The organism is Streptomyces broussonetiae (assembly GCF_009796285.1).
Lineage (GTDB): Bacteria > Actinomycetota > Actinomycetes > Streptomycetales > Streptomycetaceae > Streptomyces > Streptomyces broussonetiae.
The window spans coordinates 7,797,061-7,818,385 of the sequence record NZ_CP047020.1 but is presented as its reverse complement, the minus strand read 5'-3'; the positions used below and the strand labels follow the sequence as shown (position 1 = coordinate 7,818,385).

Below are 21,325 nucleotides of genomic sequence, written 5' to 3'. Positions count from 1 at the left end.
ACAGGGGTGCGCCGGGGAAGACGCCCGCATCGGATACCTGGCTCGTCACTTCCAGCAGAACTGATCAAGGCTGCTGGCGGCGCCAACAACTGTGGAGCGCTACCGTGCTGCCACCGGTGGCGTGGCGGCCGGTGCGGTGCATCATGAGAGTGCGGCTTCGCCCCGACTCCCACGTTCACTGCGCGGAGACCGTCCCGGGAGGTTGTGCACGTATGCCCGTCGTCATCGCCCGCCTGATCCCCGCGCCGGGCAAGACCCAAGAGGTGCTTGACGTGTACCGCGAGCTCGCCCCGCTGGTCCATCAGGAACCGGGATGCCGGCTCTTCGCACTCCACACCGATGGCAAGGACGTCTTCATCGTCGAGCACTGGCTCACCCCCGAGGACTTCCAGGCGCACCTGGCCAGCTCGAATCTCCAGCGGATCAGGGACGCGACAAAACCCTTACTGACCGCCCCCAGCGAGATCTGGCCGGTGGAAAGCGTCTCCCTCGGCGACCCCGGCAAGGGCGTGATCCCCTAGCGACCGCCGTCTGAGCCGTCACGGCAGCGGTCATCTCCCGCACGGCGTACTGGGTGGAGTGGTGGCGTCGCTTCGGCCCGGCTTCCGGTAACGAGCCGAAGCTGAAGGACCCCTTCGGCCGGTACGTCATCACCACCTTCGTGAAGGGCACCAACATCGGCCCCTATGAGGCCGCGCGCCACATCCCCGGCGTGAGCGGGCACGAGCTGTCGTTGGCCGCGAACCGGCACTTCTCCATCCCGACGCTGAACGAGGCGATCGCCGACCTGGTCAACGCGCATGCCCGCCTGGACATCTCGCAGGCGTGGGGCGACGGCTCCGCGGTCGCCGGCGACGGCACCCACATGGACACGTCCTCAACAACCTGCTGACCGAGACGTCCGTGCGCTACGGCAAGCCGGGCGGCATCGCTTACCACCACATCTCGGACACCTATATCGCGCTGTTCACGCACTTCATCCCGTGCGGGGTGTGGGAGGCCGTCTACATCATCGAGGGTCTACTGAAGAACACGTCCGAGGTGAAGCCGACCACGGTGCACGCGGATACGCAGGGCCAGTCGTTCCCTGTCTTCGCGCTCGCCCACTTGCTGGGCTTCGACCCGATGCCCAGGATCAGGAACTGGAAGGACCTGACCTTCTACCGGCCCACGAAGCGGACCGAGTACGTGCACATTGACGCCCTGTTCGGGGAGCCGGGCCGCAACGTCATCGACTTCGACCTGATCGAGTCCCAGTTCCGGCATCTGATGCGGGTGGCCGTCTCCGTGCGCGAGGGCGCCATCTCCTCCACCCTGCTGCTGCGGCGCCTGCGTGCCGGCTCGCGCAAGAGCGCCACCTACATCGCGTTCCGCGAGGTCGGCCGCGTCATCCGCACCGTCCAGCTGCTGCGCTACCTCTCGGACGCCCCGCTGCGCCGACGGGTGACCGCCGCGACGAACAAGGTCGAGGCATTCAACGGCTTCTCGCAGTGGATCGGCTTCGGTAACGGCGGCGCCATCACCGACAACGACCCCGTTGAGCAGGAGAAGACCGCGAGTTTCAACGCTCTGCTCGCGAACGCGGTGATCTTCCATAGCGCCCTGGACATCGCCGAGATCGTCCGCCAGTTACTGGAGGAGGGCTGGGAGACCGATCCAGAGGAATTGGCCCACATCTCCCCGTACCTGACCGAGCGCATCCGCCGCTTCGGCGAGTACAGCACCCATGAACTCGGCATCCAGCCGGAGGCGTACGACCCCAAGCTCGACGTCGACTTCACCCAGCTCCACGAACAGGAACCGGCCGCCTCCGGCTTCGGCACGGCTGCCTGAGCACCGAAGGACCCACACCAGGCCTACTGAACAGCACGGTCGCTCTACCAGCGTCGATGCCACCGACCTCGCGCAGGACGAGGGCCAAGGCACCTTGCTCGCGCTCGCGTGCAGCCCGCACGCTCTCGACGAGGTTTCCAAGAACGTCACGCCGCCTCCGACGGTTGCCCGGATCACGGCGCCAACCGCGTGATCGCCTACGGCAAGGGCGGAGAGTTCGCCTCGAACCGGCGCGACCGTAAGGAGATGCTTGTCCTGTTCGTGAGCATCCTCCAGTGCCTGATGCGCGTCCTGAGCCCCCAGGGCGAGGCGGGAACCGGCCGCAGGCCAAGCAGGGCGACCCCTACGTGGCCTGCGGCCCGCTGCGTCGGCCAACGCTGTGCTCAGTCCAGAGAGACCGCCTCGTTCAGCACTACTTTTCGTTCCAGGCCTTATGCACGAACTCGAGGCGGTTGCCGTCGAAGTCGGCGACGTTGGCGGCGTAGTAGCCGGGGGCGAAGTAGGTCCGGTCCGCCGGTGCGCCCTCGTCGATGCCGCCGGCGGTGATCGCGGCGGCGTAAGCGGCGTTAACGGCTTCGTTGCTGTCGCACACGATGCCGACGTACAAGCCCGTCTCGCTCGGCTTGCGCTGGCGCAGCCAGATGCTCGATCCGAGGCCGCCGGCCACGTAGGTGGCGTCGCCGATGCCAAGGAGGTCTGGGACACCCTCGGGGGCGGACGAGGCGTCGAAGCTCCCGAACTCTCTCCAGCCGAGGGGCCCAAGAGCGGCGAGGTAGAAGTCCCGCGACTTCTCGACGTCCGATACGGAGATGTAGACGTGGTCGATCATTTCTAGGCTTCTTTCCAGGCTGCGGCGTTCTTATGGGCAAAGTCGCGGAACGTGCGCGACGGTGTACCGGTGACCTGCTCGACCGTGCCGTTGGGACGGGACCCGTTGCCGGACGCCACCGTCTCGGTGAGCTGCCGGAGCAGGGCGCCGAACTCGGCTGGGAATCCCTTCGCAATCGCGCCGGCAATCCAGACCTCGCGGTCCATCTCGTGATGCGCGATGGTCCGACCGGTCGCCTCGCTGATGATGGAGGCAGCCTCGGAGACGGTCAGCGACTGCGGGCCGGTCAGGCTGTACGCCGCGCCCGCGTGCGAGGCGGGGTCGGCGAGCGTGGTCGCGGCCACGGCCGCGATGTCATCGGCGTCGATGAACGCCTCGGATCCGTCGCCGGTGGGCACCAAGATCGCGCCGTTGATCGGCTTGCAGAAGGCCTCGCTGAAGTTCTGCATGAACCACGCAGGACGCAGGATGGTGTGACCCAGCCGCTGGCGGCCCAGCAGGTCGAGTTCAACGCTGCGGGTTGGGATCTCAGCCGGCGCGTGCTCCATCCCGTAGGCGCTCAGGAACGTCACGTGCTGCACCGCGGCGGCCTCGGCCTCGTCGAGGAACACCGAGACGTCCTCGGCAAAGTCGAGCCGGTCGACCGGGGCGACCAGGTAGACGCGATCGACCCCCTTGAGCGCGGGGGCGTAGGTGTCGCGGTCGCTCCAGTCGAAGGCGACGTCGGCACTGGACCGTGCAGCCCTGAAGACCGACACCCCTCGGCTTATGAGGTCCGCGGCCACGCGAGAGCCGGTCTTGCCAGTCGCGCCCAGGACAAGAACTGTTGAAGTTTGCTCACTCATGCATCCAGCTTATGGCGGAAAATGAGCTATGCAATGCTTATTACGCTCGAAATGCAACGTGATACGCTCACTCCGTGGACATATTGCACGACTATCTCGTGAGGGCGCGCGCGTCCGGTGCGGTTTTCGCGCGCTCGGTCGTCCGTCCACCCTGGGGGCTGACGCTGCCCGGGTCCATCCAGCTGTCGCTCCACACCGTGGTGCGCGGCCATGCATGGGTGTGGCTCGACAATCCGGCCGAAGCCGAACGCCTACTGCCAGGTGACCTGGCGGTCGTCGTGGGTGGTCGCGATCATCACCTCGCAGATGAGCCGAGCCCGGACAGGTGCGTGACCCACGAGCAGTTCTGGGCGGCAGGCGCCGACGAGGATCCTGACGCTCCCCACGCCGCTGTCTTCTTGTGCGGCGCCTACCGACTTGCCGGCGACGTGGGCCAAAGCCTCATCCGGGCACTGCCTCCGATGCTGGTGATTCGGCCATCCGCACACGATCACTTGCACGGCGTGGTCTCCCTCATCTCAAGCGAACTCACGCAGTCGGCCCCTGGCCAGCAGACCGTGCTCGACCGACTGCTCGACGTGCTGCTCGTCCTGGTCATGCGAGCCTCCTACCAGGACAGCTCCGACGCGCCGAGCTGGTACCGCGCCGCCCAGGACCCACGGCTGGGGCGAGCACTCCAAGCGATGCACGAAGAGCCCGCACGTAGCTGGACCGTGCCGGAACTGGCCAACCTGAGTGCAATGTCGCGCCCGTCGTTCGCCCGCAACTTCGAACGTGCGCTCGGGCAGACGCCGATGCAGTACCTGACGGACTGGCGCTTGACCCTGGCCCGCGAATACCTGATGGCAGGCGAACTCACCTTGGAGCAGATCGCCCGCCGTACGGGATACAGCTCACCGAACGCCTTCGCCGCGACGTTCCGTCGCCACGTGGGAATACCACCCGGTCGTTGGCGACAGGAAGTTTCTGGATGAGCTGAAGGCCTCTACCCGAGAGCCCGCCCTCGTCGATGAAGTCCACCACCCCCAGCGGCACGTTCGCCGGCGTGGCCAAAAGGTGCCGAGCATCCGCACGGCCCGATCCGGCAGGAACGAGGACACTCGAAGTGTCGGCAAACGATGGCACCCTCAAGGTTCCCTATGGGTGCCATGGCACACGAGACTACGCCGGTCCCGGGCATCAACCTGCTCTGGGGACTACGGCCCGGAGACCGCCCCGGCTGCGCTGTCGCTGTCCTGGTCTTCGCGGGCGTCGCTCGCGGCCAGTGCGGCGATGTCCGCCCCCGAGCAGAACTTGTCGCCGTCGCCGGTCAGCACCAGCACCCGCACTGCGGGGTCGGCCGCCAGCCGGTGCAGCAGGATGGGCAGACCTTCTCCTCGAGGGCCGCCGTCACCAAGCGGCTCAAGCAGCTGACCGAACGGGGGCTGGTCGAGCGGCGTGGCGACACCCGTGACAGCCATACCGGACCCGGGGGCCAGGCGCCCCGTTGCGGGGCCACGAGATAGGTAACGGGGCGTGTGCGGCGTGGAGCTCACGTCAGATCACGGTCGTACGGCGTCGGCTCTCCAGCGGCCGGTGGTGTGACCTCGAGAGGCCTGCCGGTGCTACCGCTGTGTGGATCGACGTGGGCGGCTCGCAGTGTCGGTGGGGCAGCGAGCGCGTCCTTTGTCAGGCCGTTGCGCAGTTCCTGCATCTCAGAGAGGCCGAGTTCGTCGCCGTGGCGGGACAGTTGCTTACGGACGAAGGCCTTGGGGTTCAGATCTTGGAACTCGAAGTCCTGAAATTCGGGGCCCAGTTCATTACGGATCTCGTGCTTGGTACTGTCGGAGAACTCACGAACCTTGCGGATGAATCCCCCGACCTCGCTGATCATCTTCGGGAGTTTGTCGGGGCCGAAGAGGATCAGACCGAGAACGACGAGTGAGGCGATTTCGAGCGGGCCAAAATTGAATATCACCCTACTGCTCCTCGGGTGGGCGGTGATCCGGGACGTTCGGTGGGAGATTCAGCTGGGTGGTGACCGTCGGTTGCGCGTGTGCGGGATGAGAGACGTCTAGCGGTTCGGGGAAGTCCAAGGGGGTGGTGGTGAGGTCGGGTGAGGAGGCCTCGTCGTCGTCGAGTTGACTGTCGGGATCCTCGGCGCGGCGTCGTTTCTTCGTACGGTCGTGGAGGGTGGCGACGACCAAGGCGAGGGAGTAGAGCAGGCAGAGAGGGACGGCCAGGGCGGTCATGGTGAGTGGATCGCCGGTTGGGATGACGACCGCCGAGAAGACGAAGATCACGAAGACAGTCGGACGCCACCAGCTGCGCAGTCTGGCTGCGCTGACGACACCCAGGGAGTTCAGCAGCACCAGAAGCAGCGGCAGTTCGAAGGAGAGGCCGAAGACGAACACCATGCGCAGGAAAAAACCGAGGAACTCGTCACCGGGCAGGGACAGGGAGAAATCCGCGGGGTTGAAGCTCGCCAGGATCTGCACTGCCTTGGGAAAGATCACGTAGGCGAGGTAGCCGCCGCCACAGAAGAGGGGCACGGCGGCGAAGGTGAAGCCAAGACCGTAGCGCTTCTCCTTCTTGTACAGCCCCGGGGCGATGAAGGCCCAGAGTTGGTAGCTCCACACCGGGCTGGCCAGGATGAGCCCGGCTGTGATCGAGACTTTGAAGCTGAGGGAGAGCGGGGAAAGAAGACCGGTGTTGACCAGCAGGCCGTCGGGGCACTGCTTGGTCGGCCGGCCAACCCCGTGGACGTGGGTGATGTGGCAGGCCGGGCCGGTAATTTGGTCGAGCAACCAGCCGTGGAACAGCCAGCCGACGACGGTGGCGATCGCCAGAGCGAGCATCGAGACCAGGAGACGGTTCCGCAGTTCACGAAGGTGCTCGGCGAGCGGCATGACCCCCTTCGGAGCCTTCCGCGACCGTGCGGACGTGGGTGATCCGGCCTGCTGAGTTTCGTTCGCCATAGGGGTTTTGGTCTCTGCGCGGTGGGCCGTTGGGGAGCTGGGCGGTCAGGACTGGATGATCGATGCCGACTCGGTGACGGGATGGCCGGTGACGTCCTCGATGGGGCCGGCGGCAACACTCCTCGGGGCGGCGGTTGTCGCCTGCGCTGAGTCGGTCTTCATCGCGCTGACTTCGGATTTGAAGATGCGCAGGGACTTGCCCAGCCCTCGCGCGGCGTCAGGGAGGCGCTTGGCTCCGAAGAGCAGCAGCACGACGGCGGCGATGATGATGATTTCCAGGGTGCGGTTTTCCAACATGGTTCACTCTCCAAGTCGGTTGCGTCTGCGATGGGTTGGGGTATCGACTCTCGCCGGGCGGGACGCCGACCGGGTTCCCCGACCCGGGCTCGTGGGCATCGTCGCCTGCGGAGGCGACTTGGATGTCCGAGGTGCCCGGGCCGGAGCCGTGCCCGCGGTCGGTGGGGCCGACTTGGGGGCCCCGCTCGGCCCGGCCCCACCGGGCGGGCACATGCGTAAAGGGTGCGAACCGGTCGGCTACCGGTAGGCGGCGGTGTGCGCTGCGCGGTAGGGGGCCAGGAACGGGGTCAGGGCCGCCAGCATCTGCTCGGGCGCCTCTTCGGCGACCCAGTGACCGGTGTCGGGGATGACCACGGTCTGCACGTCGTGCGCGGCGGCCTTCATGGTGACCCCGGCCCCGTCACCGACGCTTGCTGCTCCGCCGATGGCCAGGACGGGCATGGTCAGCAGGCCGGCCTTCTGGCGTTGCACGTTCTGCGCGAGCGTGGTGTCGAACGCGCGGTAGAAGCTGAAGCTGCCGCGCAGCGCGTTGCGGTCGGAGGCAAGGGTGCTGATGTAGTAGTCGACGGCGTAGTCGGGCAGCTTCTTCACGGCGTTGATGTCGAACTCGAAGCCGAAGAAGATGTCTTCCCGTCCCCTGACGAGCAGTTCGTTTATCGTGGCGAGCCGGTTGAAGCCGATGTGCCAGATCCGGTCGTTGAGCCACTCCGGGCCGAAGGCCGGCGGCGAGACGCTGATGCCCGGGAGGGGGGCCTCGGCGACGACCAGGCGCTCGACCCGCTCCGGGTGGTCGGCGGCAAGAGCGTAGGCGATCGGCATGCCGGTGTCGTGGCCGGCCACGGCGAACTTCTGGTGGCCGAGCGCGTCCATCAGGGCGGCCAGGTCGGCCGCGATGGTGGCGGTGTCGTAGCCGTCCTGGGGCTTGTCGGTCAGGCCGATGCCGCGCTGGTCGACGGCGATGACGGTGAAGTCCTTGGCCAGCGTGGGCATGAGCAGGCGCCAGGCGTACCAGGTCTCGGGCCAGCCGTGCACGAGCAGCAGCGCCGGCCCGCTGCCGCCGACGACCACGTGCTGGCGCAGTCCATTGGCGTGGACGAACCGGCTGGTGAACGTCTCGGTGAACCCTGCGGGCAGGTGCGGCGCCCGGGAGACGGTGCCGAAGCCTTCCGCACTCGCGCCTGCCAGCGGTCCACGGCCGGTTCCTCCTTCGGCTGCTACGGCCGACTGGGCGTGGAGCACACCGAGGGATCCGGCGGTCACTGCAGCCGCCGCTGCAGCCGAGGTGGCGAGGAACTTCCGCCGAGAATGCGACGGAATCTTGTCAGACACGGTAGATCTCCTGGACTGTTCGGGTTGAGGTAAAGGCGGGACACCGAAGGGCAGTTACGCCTGCCCACTCTGTTCGTCCGACCATTGAGGTTTGCACTGGGAAGGAGGGAAAGAACCACGGGCGAGAGCTTGGAAAAGGCGGGCTCGAATCTGCGGAATTCACAAGTACCGCGAGGCCGGCTCCGCCCTCGGACACGGCCGGCAGGCCGCCGTCCGGATCCGCGCGCCACGGCTTGGTGCTCCAGTTTTCCCGGGACAGCTGGGGGGTGCCGGCGATGGAAGAGGGGGCCGGTCAGGGCGTCAACGTGGCCGTCAGCAGGGCGTTGGCCGCGGCGATGTCACCGCTGATCCATTCCGGGTTTGCGGGCTGCCGCTTCCACAGGGCGAGCAGCAACTCGGCGGCGGGGGCCTGCACCGTGGCCGCTGCGGCCTCCGAGTCAACCGGCAAGGCCTGCGGCATGTCGCCCGGCTGGATCAGCCAGTTGTGTCCGGTGTCGGTGGTGTGAAGCGCCACCGGCGCCGGCAGCGGCTTCTGCTCGCCGTTCTGCCAGACCCTGGGGACCATCACGGCGAAGACCTCGTCTACGCCGTCGGCCGCGATCAGCGGATCGACATGCACGTCGGCCCCGGTGGCCAGTTGGGCATCGACCAGGTGGACCGCGGTGTCCTGGGCCACGCGGCGGAACCAGAGCGCCGCCATTGTGCCTTCGAAGCCGAACGCCCAGGCCGGTGCGGTGGGATCGGTCTCCTCCAGGGTGGCCAGGATTGCGGCCGCGCCCCCGGCGTACCAGTCGGCAATCCCCTGCCCGGCCGGCGGGGCGAACTGCTCGCGGGGCAACTGCCCGGTCTGCAGCAGGGCTGCCGCGAAGCGGGACGCCTGGCCCAGATGGATGCCCAGGTCGTGCATGCTCCAACTGCCGCAGGTGGCCACCGGGGTGGCCGGGTCCGCGATGCGCAGCAGCTGCTCGAGTGCCGCCGCCTTCTCACGCAGGGTGGCCAGATACACGTCGGTGGCGAGCGGCAAGGGAGCGGGGGACTGATTCAAAGTGACCTCCGGTACGGCGGGGGGCCTGATGACAGCGGTTGCCTCGGCCGCCAGATGACTAGGCCTGCATGCAGGAAGCGATCGGGTGAACGCCGCCTCTGGGGCTGGAAGGAAGCATGCACGGCAGACTTGCACTTTGCAAGTCAGACTGCTCGACCAAGCGTGACGGCATACAGGGAAAGCAACTCGCCTCCCCCCTACTCGGCCAGGCCGGGGTTTCGTGCTGCCATGTCGACGCCGGCCGGCCACGTCCGCACGATGCGACTGGTGGGACCAGAAGCAGCCACGCAAGATGCCGTATCGCGGTCGCCAGGTGGACAGTTCGACCGATCAATCAACGGCGGCGGACAGGCATGTCGCGCGCAGGTGCGCCGGGTCGGCGGCGGGCGGCATCGAGGCCTCATGAGCACGTAACCCACAAGGATTGACTTTTGAAGTTATAGCCAGCTACTTTGCGGCGCATGCCAAGCACACCGCAGTTCCACGTGTCCGAAGTGTCGTCGTCCTACTGGAACGTGACCTTCTCCAACGGCCCGATCAACCTCATGGACGTGGACACCATCGAGCAGCTCGCCGACCTGGTGGACCGCATGGAGCAGGCTCCCGACCTGACCGTGGTCGTCTTCCGGAGCGACAACCCACTTCGACTTCCTGGCGGATAAATCGCGCATAGCCGCCATGAAGCCCGGCCCCACAGGGCTCCACCCCTACTCGGACAACTTCATCCGCCTCGGCAGGGTCCCAGCCGTCACGATCTCCGCACTCAAGGGCCGCACCCGCGGAGCGGGAAGTGAGTTCGCGCTGGCCACGGACATCCGTTTCGCGGGACACCGCGCGATCCTGGGGCAGTTGTCGGCGTACTCTCCCTTCGGGCCGGGCCGGTACGTTTGAACGTCCCCAGTTGTCAGGCCACGTCGGTCTCTCGCTCGATGGCCTGTAGGCGGTTCTTGAGCCGGTAGCTCGGGCCATTGATGGCGATCACTTCGCAGTGGTGGAGGAGGCGGTCGAGGATCGCGGTGGCGAGGACCTCGTCACCGAAGACCTGTCCCCACTCGCTGAAGGTCTTGTTTGAGGTCAGGATGATGGAGCCCTTCTCGTAACGCTTGGAGATGACCTGGAAGACCAGGTTCGCCTCGGCTCGTTCGAGGGGCTGGTAGCCCACCTCATCGACCACAAGGACGCTCGGCCGCAGGTAGGTGCCGAGTTTGTTGACCAGCCGTCCGGCCGACTCGGCGGCCTTCAGGTTGCGGACCATGTCGTCGAGGCTGGTGAAGTAGATCGAGTAGCCGGCCCGGCAGGCCGCGACAGCGAGAGCGACGGCGATATGCGTCTTGCCCACTCCGGGCGGCCCCAGCAGCGCTGCGTTCGCTTTGCCGTCGACGAAGGAGAGGCTGGCGAGGTCTTTGACCTTGCGCGGGTCGAGCTCGGGCTGGAAGGAGAAGTCGTACTCGTCCAGCGTCTTGTGGTGCGGCAGCTTCGACAGCCGCAGGCCCTGGCGGAATCGGCGGTCGTCGCGGACGGCCAGTTCCTCGGACAGGACCAGGTCGAGGAAGTCGAGGTAGCCCATCTTCGCCTCGTCGGCCCGGCGGGTGTACTCGTTGATGGTCTCTGCCAGGTGGGGCAGGCCGAGCTTGCCGGCCGTGGTGCGGATGCGGTTGCCGGTCAGCTCGCTCAAGACGACTCCTTCGTCTGGAAGTTGGTGGTGAAGGGCCGGGTGCCGGTCAGTTCGTCGTAGACCGATAGCGGTCGCCTCCCTACCTCGATCTGGGTTGCGGCGGACCGGCTCAGCAGGGCCTGCAACGGCCCGATGCGACCGGACGCGGAGGACTCGCTCCGCGGTGGTGGCGGCTCGTCGCCCGTCGTGGTGCGGCGGTTCCTGCCGGTCGGCAGGCCGTCCCAGTGCTCGTCCTGCCTGACAACCACGCCACGGCCGACCGCCCGCGGATGGCTGGACAGCAGGGTCTCGCCGCCGGCATCGGGGACGGTCGTGTGCACCATGACCTGGGACTTCGTCGCTCTGATCTCCACCAGCTGACGCGGGCGAACCTTGCGGGCGGGCACCGAGTAGAGGTTTCCGCCGAACGCGACCAGGCAGTCCTTGCCGACCGGCCGCAGATGCCGCTCGGCCACCAGATAGGGCGAGGGTGGCAACGGCTTGAGGGCGGCGTGATCCCGGGCGGCCCGGTGTCCGATGACCTCGTGGTGGGTGGCGTGGGTGCGGGCGCGTCGCTGCGGCACCCACGCCATGAAGGCGGCATCCAGCTCCTCGAGCGAGGAGAACGCCCGCCCGGCCAGCACGTGATCACGCACGATCAACACCTGGCGTTCGACCCGGCCCTTCCCGGTGGGCCGGTAGGCGGCCAGCACGTCGATGTCGAAGTCGTAGTGGCCGGCGAAGCCGACCGCTTCCGGATGCAGCGGCACCGCCTCGCCCGGGGCGACGTGCCGGCGCACGACGGTCTTGGTCCGGTCGTAGACGATCGACATCGGCACCCCGCCGAAGTGCGCAAATGCCCGCCGGTGGCAGTCGAAGAAGGTCTGCAGGTCCTGGCTCGTGGTGAAGCAGCAGAACGGGTCGCGCGAGTACGACAAAACCATATGGAACGAGTAGACCTTCGGGATGCCCAGGTGGGCGAGGATCTTGCCTTCATCGCCCCAGTCGACCTGAGCCTGGGCCCCGGGGACCACCTCGAAGCGGCGATGCATACCCGCCAACTCCCGCGGTTCGATGCCCAGTTCACCCGCGATCCGCGGCCGGGCCTCCTGCAGATAGAGCTTGACCCGCTGATAGTTGATCGTCGAGCCGTACTCCTTCACCAGACGCTCGTGCACCACGGCGCCCTTGATGAGGATCTCTGCCCGCAGCATCGCGTCGATCAACGGGGCGACCTCGTCGACCACCTTCTTCCGGGGCCGGCCGTTCGACGTCCGCCTCGGCGGCACTGACGCCGCCGTGCTCGACAGATACTTGCGGACCGTCTTGCGGTCCAGCCCGGTCTCCTTGGCCACCTCGGTCAGACTGACCGCTCCTGACTCAACCAGAGCACGGAACCGCCGCAGCTCCAGCCAGCGCTGCGGGTCCAAAACCACCGCGTCACCGCCCTCCGCCACCCTTCACCGGACGAACAGCAGGGTGCCGGGCACCACGATTCACCGCACCATCAAGCGTCCCTTTTCACTCGTACGCGACCGGGGACGATCGTGTGTACGCCGACAGCAGTTCGAGGTCGGCGTCGGGGCCGTGCCCGGCGGCAACGCGACGGGACACCTGGCCAGGCTGGTGGGCCGGGGCCGCGCGATGGAGATCCTGCTGGGGGCCGACGACTTCCCAGCGAAACTGGCGGCAGAATACGGCTACGTCAACCGCGTCCTCCCCGAGGACGAACTGGACGATTTCGTCGACGCCGTCGCCCGCCGTATCGCAGGGTTCGACAAGGTCGCCGTGGCCGGAACCAAGGCCCTCATCGACGAGAGCATCCCGATTTCGGACGAAGAGTTCGGATCCGCCCTGTCCACCTACTTCCAAACGGTAGGACGGCCCGTGAACGAACACCGCGTCCGGCGCCTCTTCGAAGGAGGCCTGCAGAAGCCGGACGGCATCGAACTCGACCTCGGCAAGCAGGTCGCAGAGAGCAACCGGAGCTGACGCCTGCGACACAGGACCCAGAGCGGGACCCGGCCCTCACCGAAGCCGGCGAAGTCCGGCATGAGTGAGCACGCCGGGCGGCGTGGAAACCACAGCCGGGACGGCACCTCTCCGAGATCGCCGTAACCGGTCCCGGCCGGACCCCGGTCAGCCTCCGACCCGGGGTCCGGTCGGCCGACCGGACTACCACCGCCCACGTCCATCCGGACCCACCGCCCTACGCCGACAACGCTCGTCCGGACTCTCCGGGCACATCGGCCTTATCTGCGACGCCCATGGTCATGAAGTGCCCGTCGTGGCGCCGCCGGGCGGCCCCACGACGGCCTGAGCAGCGAGTCGGAACCCGGCCGCACCTTGCTCGATGCAGCCTGCCTCGGTTCGAAGAGCGTCCCCGGGCGTGAATACCGCCGTCGCAGGCCTTGCGTCAACGGCACTCTCCCTCGATAGTGTCCCCTATCGGATAGGAACCCCTATCCGATAGGAGGCACTATCCGGCCTCTGGCATCGTCAAGCGCCTTGACAGAAATAGGTGGGATGCATGACACAGCGCGTGACCAAGAGACGACGGGAGACGAACGAGCGCCTGCTCAACGCGGCCGAGCAGGCCTTCGCCGAGTGCGGGTTTCAGGGTGTCTCGATCGCGGAGCTGTGCGCACGGGCCGGCTACACGACCGGCGCGTTCTATTCGAACTATGACTCCAAGGACGAACTCTTCCTCGCGCTGTTCACTCGACGCTCCGAGATCGTCCTGAAACAGCTGGGTGAGGCGGTGGACCAAGCCCTCGTCTCCGAGCAACCGGTCGCCACGTTCATCGAGCTGGCGAGCGTCGTGGACGAGCAGACGCGAACCTGGTTCCTCATCTCCACCGAGTTCACTCTCCACGCCATCCGCAACCCCGAGGCGGCCCAAGCCCTCGCCCGCCACGACGCAGCGATCCGGGCGGCAATCGCGGAGTTGCTCGCACCACTTCTCGCGACCACACAGCGCAAGGTGACCGAGACGGATCTCGACATGCTGCTGCGCCTCGTCGTCGCCGTTCGGGAAGGCGGACTGGCCCAAAGCCTGGTGGAACCGGCAGCGCTCCCGCATGGCGAGCTGGAACGCCGGTTCCTGCCCGCACTGTTCGGAGGGCTCCGATGACGGTCAGTATCGAGCGATGGTGGTCCGAAGGCGAACTGCTTCCGCTCACCGTCGCGGGAGTCTCGCGCCAGGTGTTCGTCCGCCGCATCGGCAGCGGTCCCGTGATGACCCTGCTCCACGGGTTCCCCAGTTCGTCGCACGACTGGGCCCGGGCGGTTCCTGTTCTCGCCGCTCGCCACACCCTCCTCATACCGGATTTCCTCGGCTTCGGCGCGAGCGAGAAGCCGGCCGATCACGACTACTCGATCCACGAGCAGGCCGACTTGGTGGTCGCGTTGTGGCAGCACGAGGCGGTGACCTCGACACATCTGGTGGCACACGACTATGGGGCCACCGTGGCGCAGGAGTTGCTCGCGCGCAGCGCCGACGGGTCGTTGAGGAGTCGGATCACGAGCCTGACGCTGCTGAACGGCGGCATCTACCCGGAACTCCACCGACCGGAAGCGGCCCAGACGGCGCTGCTCGACCCGGACACCGGCCCCCGGCTCAGCGCAGCACTGACCGGCGAGCTCATGGCCGCCGCCCTCTCACCGACATTCGCCGAGCACTACGACTCAAGCGCCGACGCAGCCGCGATGTGGAAGGGCATGAGCCACGGTGACGGCCATCTGAACTCCCACCGGTTGATCCACTACATCACCGACCGGGCTGCCCATCGCGACCGATGGGTGGAAGCCATGGAGACCAGCGATCTGCCCAAGGCGTTCGTCTGGGGCCTGCGGGACCCCGTCGCGGGTGCCCACATCGCCGATCGGATCGCCGAACGCATGCCGAACGCGACACTCCACGCCCTTGCAGACGTCGGCCACTGGCCCCTGCTGGAGGCACCGCAACGCGTCGCCTCACTGATCCTCGCCACGGAGGGAAGCGGCTGAAGTCCGCACGATCCGTGTCACCACGCTCGCCGCTCGACCACGTCTGCACACATCGAGAGGAACGAAGACCATGACGATCACGCAGCGCCACGCCCCCGAGATGCTCGACCTGATCCGAGCCAACATCGGCCCGATCCCCGACGACTTCGATCTCCCGCTACCGCCCACGGGGCTTTCGGTCGAGCAGGAACGCGACGTACGCAAGCAGGAACTCGCCGCCGCCTTCCGGGTCTTCGGGAAGCTGGGCTTCTCCGAGGGAGTCGCCGGGCACATCACTGCCCGTGACCCCGAGTTCCCCGACACGTTCTGGGTCAACCCGTTCGGGATGAGTTTCCATCAGATCAAGGTCTCCGACCTGGTCCGTGTCGACCACGAAGGCAATCTGCTGCACGGCAAGCGCCCGGTGAACCGTGCCGCCTTCTGCATCCACGCCGAGGTCCACAAGGCCCGCCCCGACGCCGTCGCGGCCGCACACGCGCACTCCCTCCACGGCAAGGCGTTCTCAGCACTCGGGATCCCGCTTGCACCACTCACCCAGGACGCCTGCGCCTTCTTCGAGGACCAGGGCCTCTACGCCGACTATCGCGGAGTCGTGAGCGACTCCGACGAGGGGCGCCGCATCGGCGAGGCGCTCGGCTCGGCGAAGGCCGTCATCCTGAAGAACCACGGCCTGCTGACCGTCGGACAGTCGGTTGCCGCCGCCGCGTGGTGGTTCATCACGATGGAACGATCGTGCCAGGCACAGCTTCTGGCCATGGCCGCGGGCACTCCGCACGAGATCGACCGGGAGACCGCGGAGCAGGTCCGCACGCAGATCGGCGGGCCGCTCGCAGGCTGGTTCCAGTTCCGTCCGCTGTGGGACCAGATCATCGCATCCTCGCCGGACCTGTTCGACTGAGGCTGCCGACCGAGCCAGACCGGCCCGCCGGGCCACAACCGACCGGGAGCAGGTGGAAAACCACGTGTCGAACTTTGGCGACTACCAGTTCGATATCTACCTCAACGGACTCTCCGGCATCATGCCGAAGTTGCCGATGACCTTCGCAGAGTTGGAGGAGCGAGGATCCAAGGCGTTGGACCCCGGGCTCCTGTCCTACGTCGCCGGCGGGGCCGGCGACGAACGCACCCAGGACCTCAACGTCTCGGTGTTCGACGACTGGGGGCTCATCCCGAGGATGCTCGTCGACGGGGCCCAGCGCGACCTGTCCGTCGAGCTGTGTGGGCTGTCCCTCCCGTCCCCGCTGTTGATGGCGCCCGTGGGTGTGATCGGCCTGTGCGCACAGGACGGCCACGGCGACCTGGCCGTGGCACGAGCCTCGGCCAGGACCGGCGTGCCGATGATCGCCTCCACTCTCTCGGTCGATCCGATGGAGGAGGTCGCCGCGCGGTTCGGTGACACCCCGGGCTTCTTCCAGCTCTACACCCCGAACGACCGGGAGCTGGCCGAAAGCCTGGTGCACCGGGCTGAGCAGGCGGGTTTCAAGGGGATCGTCGTCACACTGGACACCTGGATCCCGGGGTGGCGGCCTCGCGACCTCAGCCGCTCGAACTTTCCCCAGCTGCGAGGGCTGGCCCTGCAGAACTACTTCAGCGACCCTGTCTTCAGGTCCCGGTTGGCCAAGCCCCCGGAAGAGGACCTGCAGGCCGCAGTGGGAGCCTGGGCGACGACCTTCGGTGAGCCGCACCTGACGTGGGACGATCTCGCCTGGTTCCGTTCCATGACCGACCTGCCGCTGATCCTCAAGGGAATCATGCATCCCGAGGACGTCCAACGGGCCGTCGACGGCGGTGTCGATGCGATCTACTGCTCGAACCACGGTGGACGCCAGGCCAACGGTGGCCTCGCCTCACTCGACATGCTGCCGGACGTCGTCAATGCGGCAGGCGAAACTCCGATGATCTTCGATTCGGGTGTGCGCTCCGGCGACCATGTGGTGAAAGCCCTGGCGCTGGGCGCGCGAGCGGTAGCGGTGGGGCGGCCCTATGTTTACGGTTTGGCACTGGGAGGCGAGGACGGCATCATTCACGTGTTGCGTTCCCTCCTTGCGGAGGCTGACCTCCTCATGGCGGTCGACGGCTACCCCAAGATCGCAGACCTGAGCCCCTCGGCCTTGCGGCGACGGCCGTGACCCGGCGGTTCAGCCTGTGCCGAGCACATGCACGCGGGTTTCCCGTTCGAGCCCACCCACTCGTGTTACTGAAGAGCGTTACGAGGCAGATGCACGGCCGCACTGGGTCCGTACTGCGCCGACGCATGATCCACCAGCAAGCCTCGCGGTGGAATCCCAACAGCGCCTGCGGGGCGCCAAGCACAACGAATCCAGTGATCGGGCTTGGGCAGCCGGCTCGCCGGGGCGGACGTGCTGTCCAGTGCGTCAGGCCGCGGGAAACGCTTCGAGGACGGAAGGCACCTGCGGTGCTCACCTTGATGCGACGCAGACCGGCTACGGTGAAGAGCGCGTTGAAATCCCAGATTTCCCCGATCCCTGCCATCGTCGTGTCGAGCATGTTCAGTGAGCTGTCGCCAACTCGAGGGCGCAGGTCAATGGTCTGGCATGACCGGCTTTCGAGGTGCTCGCGCTGGTCGCGGGCGGGAACCTGTGGAGGAGATCGACTGGCAGGACTTCGTGCGGTGGAATAGACCCTACGGCCAATCGCCCTCTCGCAAGGATCGGATCGCGCTCTGTTCACCTGATGCGTCGTCACCGCGCATCCGTCCGGTTGGCAGCGGGGGCGGCTGTCGTTGTCGTCGGCATCTTTGTGGTTCTGGGACCACTGCGCTGGTGACACGGTGGGGGACCTTCACGGCAAGGACCGGGCCCACGCGCTGAACGCTGTGCGTCAGACGGTCCTGGCCGGGTTCGCTGGAGCCTCCGTACTGCTCGGGCTGAGGTGCACGGCTCGCACCTACCAGCTTTCGAGGCGTGGGAAGGTGACCGAACGGTTCAGCAGGGCTGTCGGACAGCTGGCCTCCGAGAGGCTCGAAGAACGACTGGGCGGTACGGGTGTCGTAGCCGTCCCTGAGCTTGTTGGACAGCCGGTTACCGGGCTGGTCGACGGCGAGGACCGTAAATTGCCTGGCCAGCGTCGGCATCATTGGGCTCCAGACGTACCAAGTCTCGAGGTCTCGGGCCAGCCGTGCACCAGGAGCACTGCCAACCCGCGTGAACGTCCTGGTGAGCCCCTACGAGCGGGGCGCCCACTGGACGGCGCCGAGGCCCTGGGACGTCGGGGCGGGCATGGCGCTCGGTGACCCGCCGCGAGGTGTCACGGCACCGGTCAGCGTGACACCTCACCCGCCACGGCCGCGCGCAGCACGTCCCGGCGGGGCATCCGGGCGCCGAACCCGTCCGTGGGGTTCTCGTTCGCAGGTTCCTGAGACATCAGACTCCCATTCGCATCTGGCGGTCGCCCACCCGGTGAGGCACCGGGACCGATCACCTCGTCCGAGGCCGAGCCCACCCGGCGCATGGCCCGGGGTGCCCCCACGGGATGCGTCCACAGGCCCGACGGGCGGATGTGCACCTGGGACGTCCGGCCCATGCTGCGGCGCATACGGCGCTGTCCCATGCCGGGGATCGGCCATGGTGGCATTCCTCCGTGCGGGCCGCTGTGCTGAAAGCCCGACCTGGACCTGCACCTCACGACGCGTGTCATCCAGCGCTTCTCGGAAGACCTCAGGGAGACGACGGCTGTTCGGCATGTGCCCGGTTCGCGGTGGGTGACCGTGCACCTCGACTGTGACGGCGATGTCGTCCTGCTGATGAGCCTCGTCAGCACCGCGCTGCAGGCCCATCAGGCGGTGTGTCCGTTCGTGGACGCACCGCCCGCGGTGTGCAATTTCCGCCGCGTCACGGTGGTGGACCGCGACAATGAAGCCGTCGTGGCCTGTGCCTATGCCGCGTTCAGGGACCGGCCTGTACGTGACTTCGTTCCGATCCTCGTCGAGCCCAGGGCACGGCGGATCCTAGACGGGGCTTCCGAGTGATGCGACGGCTCTATCCGGCGCCGACGGTCTTACACGGTGATCGACGCCTTCTTCGGCCTCGCCGACACGATCATCACCATCTGTAGCCTGATCGGCCGGGTCTGGACCACCCACCGCGGGGACACACGCCCACAACACCAACCATGACCGGCCGCCTACCTGCGCGGCCCCCTTAGGTCGGTGGCCGTCCGGTCGGCCATGTGGGTGTGCGGTCAACTGATGCCGACGATGCCGGTCAGCGGGTGGGGGCGGGACACGATGTCGCGTTCCCCTCGCCCGTCGGCCGGTCCGCCGGGCAGCGGGACGGCGCGGATGTGTCCACCGAGGTCGGACACGTAGGCGGTGTCCGCGTCGGCGTCGATGGCCAGGCCGATCGTCTCGGCGAGCCCGCTCGCCAGGATCTGCGGTGTACCGCCGGGGGCGCCCGCCGCCGGGACCCGTGCCCGGTTGAGGGTGTTGCCGGCCGGCGGAGCGCCGCGGTCGGTCCAGTAGAGCCAGTCGCCGTCGAGGTGCAGGTCGATCGGCTCGGGCAGGCTCGTCCAGAGCAGTTCGATGTCGCTGCGCCGCTCGGGGCTCTCTCCGGCGAGGAGCTCGATGCCGGCGCGGAAGATGCGGCCCCCGCCGCCCTTGGCCGGGCCTTTCTGAGTCCAGTAGAGGTGCCCGCGTACGGGGTCCACAGCCACACCCACGCATTCCTGCGAGATGTCGCCGGCCGGGTTGACCACCAGGTCGGACAGGCCGCTGCCGTCCGTCCGGACTCGGCTCACCCGGCAGCCCTCACGCTCGCCCCAGTACAGGAACCCGGCGCCGTCCGAGGCCAGTTGGTTACCGGTGGTGACCGCTCCGGGCTCGACCACGTCCCGGCGGCCGCTGCCGTCCAGACGCACCGCGTGCACGCCGCCGTTGCGCCGGGAGAAGTCCTGGGCCGCCCCCGAGCCCTTGGCCGGATCGTGCGTTGGCGTGCCCATGGTGGTCCAGTAGACGACGCCGGCCTCGACGACGATCCCGTCCGGGGCGGGCCCTGCATCCTGGACCAGGGTTTCCACCTGGCCGTCCGCGATGCGGACCCGCAGCACGCTCCCCGGTACGGCCGTCAGTGCCAGCAGTTCGCCACATCCGGCTCTCCTCGTGTCTCTCGGCATGGCCACCGGACGTGCCTTCCGTGGCAGTGGGCTCCGCCCAGCGGTACGACTGCAGTTGGGCCGATCGGCGGACCGGATGGATGACACGGGAGAGGCTGTATGCCACCGAGTCCGGCCGCAGCTGAGCTCTGCCTCGAACGGTCCTCCCCGGTTTCCGACTGCATGGCGCGCGCTGAGACTGAGGTTCCGAGGCGATTCAACATCGCAGCAATCGCAGCAGCCGCCACGAGAGCAGGAACCAGCATGTCCTTCGCGCTCCCCGCGAACATCGAGAGCCGTCCGGTCGCGGTGATCGGCGCAGGCACCCTCGGCCGCAGGATCGCGCTGATGTTCGCCGACCGCGGCGGGCTCGTCCGGATCTACGACAAGTCCGCGCAGGCCGGCGAAGCGGCGCGCGCCTATGTCGAGGAGAACCTGCCCAAGGTCGTCGCGAAGATCCAGGGCGGCAAGCCGGGCTCGGTGGTCGTCACCAACGACATGGCCGAAGCCCTCGCGGAGGCCTGGCTCGTGGTTGAGGCCGTGCCGGAACGCCTCGACCTGAAGAAGGAGATCTTCGGCGAACTCGACCGCACTGCGGCCCCCGACGCGATCCTGGCCAGCAACTCCTCCTCCTACGCGTCGAGCGAGTTCATCGACCAGGTCGAGCACCCGGAACGGGTGCTGAACATGCACTTCTACATGCCGCCCGCGCAGAATGCCATCGACATCATGTCCGACGGCCACACCGCTCCGGGCATCATGGAACTGCTCAAGAAGGAACTGCCCCGGTACGGCGTGTACGCGTTCGAGGCTCACCAGAAGTCGACCGGCTTCATCTTCAACCGCATCTGGGCGGCCATCAAGCGCGAGGCCCTCGAAGTGGTCGCCGAGGGGGTGTCCACGCCACAGGACGTGGACGAGATATGGAAGATCAACACTGGTACCCCGGCTGGACCGTTCCGGATGATGGACCAGGTCGGCCTGGACGTGGTCCTGGACATCGAGAAGCACTACGCCGCCGAGAACCCGGCCCTGCCCACCGGGCCGCGAGAGTTGTTGGAGAAGTACGTGGACGCAGGCCACCTGGGCGTCAAGACCGGACAGGGCTTCTACACCTACAGCCACCAGGGTTGATCTGCCCGCATCGCGGTGTGCTTCGTGGTCGCGCTCGCCTTCGGCTTCGCGAAGACCTGCCATGACGACCGCAAGGGCCTGTACCGCATGGCGCCCGCGCAGGGACGAAGCGACCGGGCGGTCTGACCACCCCCGGCCGCGCCGCCGCTTCGCGTTGGCGGGGGGGAGTCAGGCCAGCCTGAGCTGTACGTTGTCGCAGTGCTGTGGGCCGCGAGGCCCGTAGTCGATGTCTGCGCCGGTGTTGCTGCTGGCCATGACCGCGGCGGGAGCGTCGTAGGGATCCAT

21 protein-coding genes and 3 pseudogenes are annotated in these 21,325 nt (G+C 67.4%); 13 read left to right on the top strand and 11 right to left on the bottom strand.

Annotated elements, in window-relative coordinates; translation table 11 throughout:
- Window positions 1–212 precede the first annotated feature (212 nt).
- Both GQF42_RS35815 and GQF42_RS35805 read left to right on the top strand, forming a co-directional pair.
- A complete protein-coding gene (locus GQF42_RS35815) occupies window positions 213–521 on the top strand; it encodes a putative quinol monooxygenase (RefSeq protein ID WP_158926885.1) in 309 nt (102 codons plus the stop codon).
- Between the two features lie 53 nt (window positions 522–574).
- Window positions 575–1,833, top strand: a pseudogene (locus GQF42_RS35805) (transposase).
- Window positions 1,834–2,245: 412 nt separating this feature from the next.
- Here GQF42_RS35805 and GQF42_RS35800 read toward each other — a convergent pair.
- Entirely contained in the window at window positions 2,246–2,662 is a 417-nt protein-coding gene (locus tag GQF42_RS35800; protein ID WP_158926882.1) for a VOC family protein, read from the bottom strand.
- 2 nt (window positions 2,663–2,664) lie between these two features.
- Complete coding sequence (locus GQF42_RS35795) at window positions 2,665–3,507, bottom strand: NAD(P)H-binding protein (protein ID WP_158926881.1); 843 nt, start codon at window positions 3,505–3,507, stop codon at window positions 2,665–2,667.
- A 74-nt stretch (window positions 3,508–3,581) separates the two neighbouring features.
- Here GQF42_RS35795 and GQF42_RS35790 point away from each other — a divergent pair, with 74 nt between their 5' ends.
- Complete coding sequence (locus GQF42_RS35790; protein ID WP_158926880.1) at window positions 3,582–4,481, top strand: AraC family transcriptional regulator; 900 nt, start codon at window positions 3,582–3,584, stop codon at window positions 4,479–4,481.
- Window positions 4,482–4,751: 270 nt separating this feature from the next.
- On the opposite strand, the pseudogene GQF42_RS35785 reads toward GQF42_RS35790, so the two are convergent.
- Window positions 4,752–4,874 (bottom strand): annotated as a pseudogene (locus GQF42_RS35785) (enoyl-CoA hydratase-related protein); the annotation flags it as partial.
- Here GQF42_RS35785 and GQF42_RS46305 point away from each other — a divergent pair.
- Window positions 4,872–4,961: pseudogene (locus GQF42_RS46305) on the top strand (MarR family transcriptional regulator); the annotation flags it as partial. The pseudogenes GQF42_RS35785 and GQF42_RS46305 sit on opposite strands and share 3 nt — an antisense overlap.
- 77 nt (window positions 4,962–5,038) lie before the next feature.
- On the opposite strand, the gene GQF42_RS35775 reads toward GQF42_RS46305, so the two are convergent.
- From GQF42_RS35775 to GQF42_RS35755, 5 genes are all read right to left on the bottom strand, one after another.
- The gene (locus GQF42_RS35775) at window positions 5,039–5,461 is read right to left on the bottom strand and encodes a Sec-independent protein translocase subunit TatB (RefSeq protein WP_158930972.1); all 423 of its coding nucleotides are present in this window, start codon (window positions 5,459–5,461) and stop codon (window positions 5,039–5,041) included.
- Between the two features lie 4 nt (window positions 5,462–5,465).
- Window positions 5,466–6,395 carry a twin-arginine translocase subunit TatC gene (tatC, locus tag GQF42_RS35770; protein WP_158926878.1) on the bottom strand — a complete coding sequence of 310 codons (930 nt, stop codon included), beginning with the start codon at window positions 6,393–6,395 and terminating at the stop codon, window positions 5,466–5,468.
- Between the two features lie 114 nt (window positions 6,396–6,509).
- Window positions 6,510–6,761 carry a Sec-independent protein translocase subunit TatA gene (gene tatA / locus GQF42_RS35765; protein WP_158926876.1) on the bottom strand — a complete coding sequence of 84 codons (252 nt, stop codon included), beginning with the start codon at window positions 6,759–6,761 and terminating at the stop codon, window positions 6,510–6,512.
- Window positions 6,762–6,998: 237 nt separating this feature from the next.
- Window positions 6,999–8,090 (bottom strand): alpha/beta fold hydrolase, encoded by a 1,092-nt coding sequence (locus GQF42_RS35760; protein WP_233273589.1) that lies wholly within the window; start codon window positions 8,088–8,090, stop codon window positions 6,999–7,001.
- Between the two features lie 292 nt (window positions 8,091–8,382).
- The gene (locus GQF42_RS35755; RefSeq protein ID WP_158926874.1) at window positions 8,383–9,135 is read right to left on the bottom strand and encodes a maleylpyruvate isomerase family mycothiol-dependent enzyme; all 753 of its coding nucleotides are present in this window, start codon (window positions 9,133–9,135) and stop codon (window positions 8,383–8,385) included.
- Window positions 9,136–9,596: 461 nt separating this feature from the next.
- Between GQF42_RS35755 and GQF42_RS45150 the strand changes: the two genes are divergently transcribed.
- Window positions 9,597–9,797 (top strand): Clp protease/crotonase-like domain-containing protein, encoded by a 201-nt coding sequence (locus GQF42_RS45150; RefSeq protein ID WP_199272915.1) that lies wholly within the window; start codon window positions 9,597–9,599, stop codon window positions 9,795–9,797.
- 16 nt (window positions 9,798–9,813) lie between these two features.
- Window positions 9,814–10,026, top strand: a complete 213-nt coding sequence (locus GQF42_RS45145; RefSeq protein ID WP_199272914.1) for an enoyl-CoA hydratase-related protein — start codon at window positions 9,814–9,816, stop codon at window positions 10,024–10,026.
- Between the two features lie 13 nt (window positions 10,027–10,039).
- Here the strand turns inward: GQF42_RS45145 and istB are convergent, their stop codons facing one another.
- Entirely contained in the window at window positions 10,040–10,810 is a 771-nt protein-coding gene (gene istB / locus GQF42_RS35745) for an IS21-like element helper ATPase IstB (protein ID WP_158926872.1), read from the bottom strand.
- A complete protein-coding gene (gene istA / locus GQF42_RS35740; RefSeq protein WP_158926870.1) occupies window positions 10,807–12,246 on the bottom strand; it encodes an IS21 family transposase in 1,440 nt (479 codons plus the stop codon). The genes istB and istA overlap by 4 nt, the downstream gene beginning before the upstream one ends.
- 130 nt (window positions 12,247–12,376) lie before the next feature.
- On the opposite strand from istA, the gene GQF42_RS46300 reads away from it, so the two are divergent.
- The 6 genes from GQF42_RS46300 (at window position 12,377) to GQF42_RS47795 (ending at window position 18,785) form a co-directional block, all read left to right on the top strand.
- Window positions 12,377–12,781 carry an enoyl-CoA hydratase/isomerase family protein gene (locus tag GQF42_RS46300; RefSeq protein ID WP_233273588.1) on the top strand — a complete coding sequence of 135 codons (405 nt, stop codon included), beginning with the start codon at window positions 12,377–12,379 and terminating at the stop codon, window positions 12,779–12,781.
- 538 nt (window positions 12,782–13,319) lie between these two features.
- Complete coding sequence (locus tag GQF42_RS35730) at window positions 13,320–13,922, top strand: TetR/AcrR family transcriptional regulator (RefSeq protein WP_158926866.1); 603 nt, start codon at window positions 13,320–13,322, stop codon at window positions 13,920–13,922.
- Window positions 13,919–14,797 (top strand): alpha/beta fold hydrolase, encoded by an 879-nt coding sequence (locus tag GQF42_RS35725; protein ID WP_158926864.1) that lies wholly within the window; start codon window positions 13,919–13,921, stop codon window positions 14,795–14,797. The genes GQF42_RS35730 and GQF42_RS35725 overlap by 4 nt, the downstream gene beginning before the upstream one ends.
- Before the next feature lie 70 nt (window positions 14,798–14,867).
- Complete coding sequence (locus GQF42_RS35720) at window positions 14,868–15,695, top strand: class II aldolase/adducin family protein (RefSeq protein ID WP_158926862.1); 828 nt, start codon at window positions 14,868–14,870, stop codon at window positions 15,693–15,695.
- A 121-nt stretch (window positions 15,696–15,816) separates the two neighbouring features.
- Window positions 15,817–16,926, top strand: coding sequence for an alpha-hydroxy-acid oxidizing protein (locus GQF42_RS35715; RefSeq protein ID WP_158930968.1), 1,110 nt, complete (start codon window positions 15,817–15,819; stop codon window positions 16,924–16,926).
- Window positions 16,927–18,425: 1,499 nt separating this feature from the next.
- Window positions 18,426–18,785, top strand: coding sequence for a three-helix bundle dimerization domain-containing protein (locus GQF42_RS47795; RefSeq protein WP_158930966.1), 360 nt, complete (start codon window positions 18,426–18,428; stop codon window positions 18,783–18,785).
- 212 nt (window positions 18,786–18,997) lie between these two features.
- Here the strand turns inward: GQF42_RS47795 and GQF42_RS35705 are convergent, their stop codons facing one another.
- The gene (locus GQF42_RS35705) at window positions 18,998–19,927 is read right to left on the bottom strand and encodes an SMP-30/gluconolactonase/LRE family protein (RefSeq protein WP_199273134.1); all 930 of its coding nucleotides are present in this window, start codon (window positions 19,925–19,927) and stop codon (window positions 18,998–19,000) included.
- Window positions 19,928–20,170: 243 nt separating this feature from the next.
- Here GQF42_RS35705 and GQF42_RS35700 point away from each other — a divergent pair, with 243 nt between their 5' ends.
- Complete coding sequence (locus tag GQF42_RS35700; protein WP_158926860.1) at window positions 20,171–21,040, top strand: 3-hydroxyacyl-CoA dehydrogenase family protein; 870 nt, start codon at window positions 20,171–20,173, stop codon at window positions 21,038–21,040.
- The last annotated feature ends 285 nt before the right edge of the window (window positions 21,041–21,325 follow it).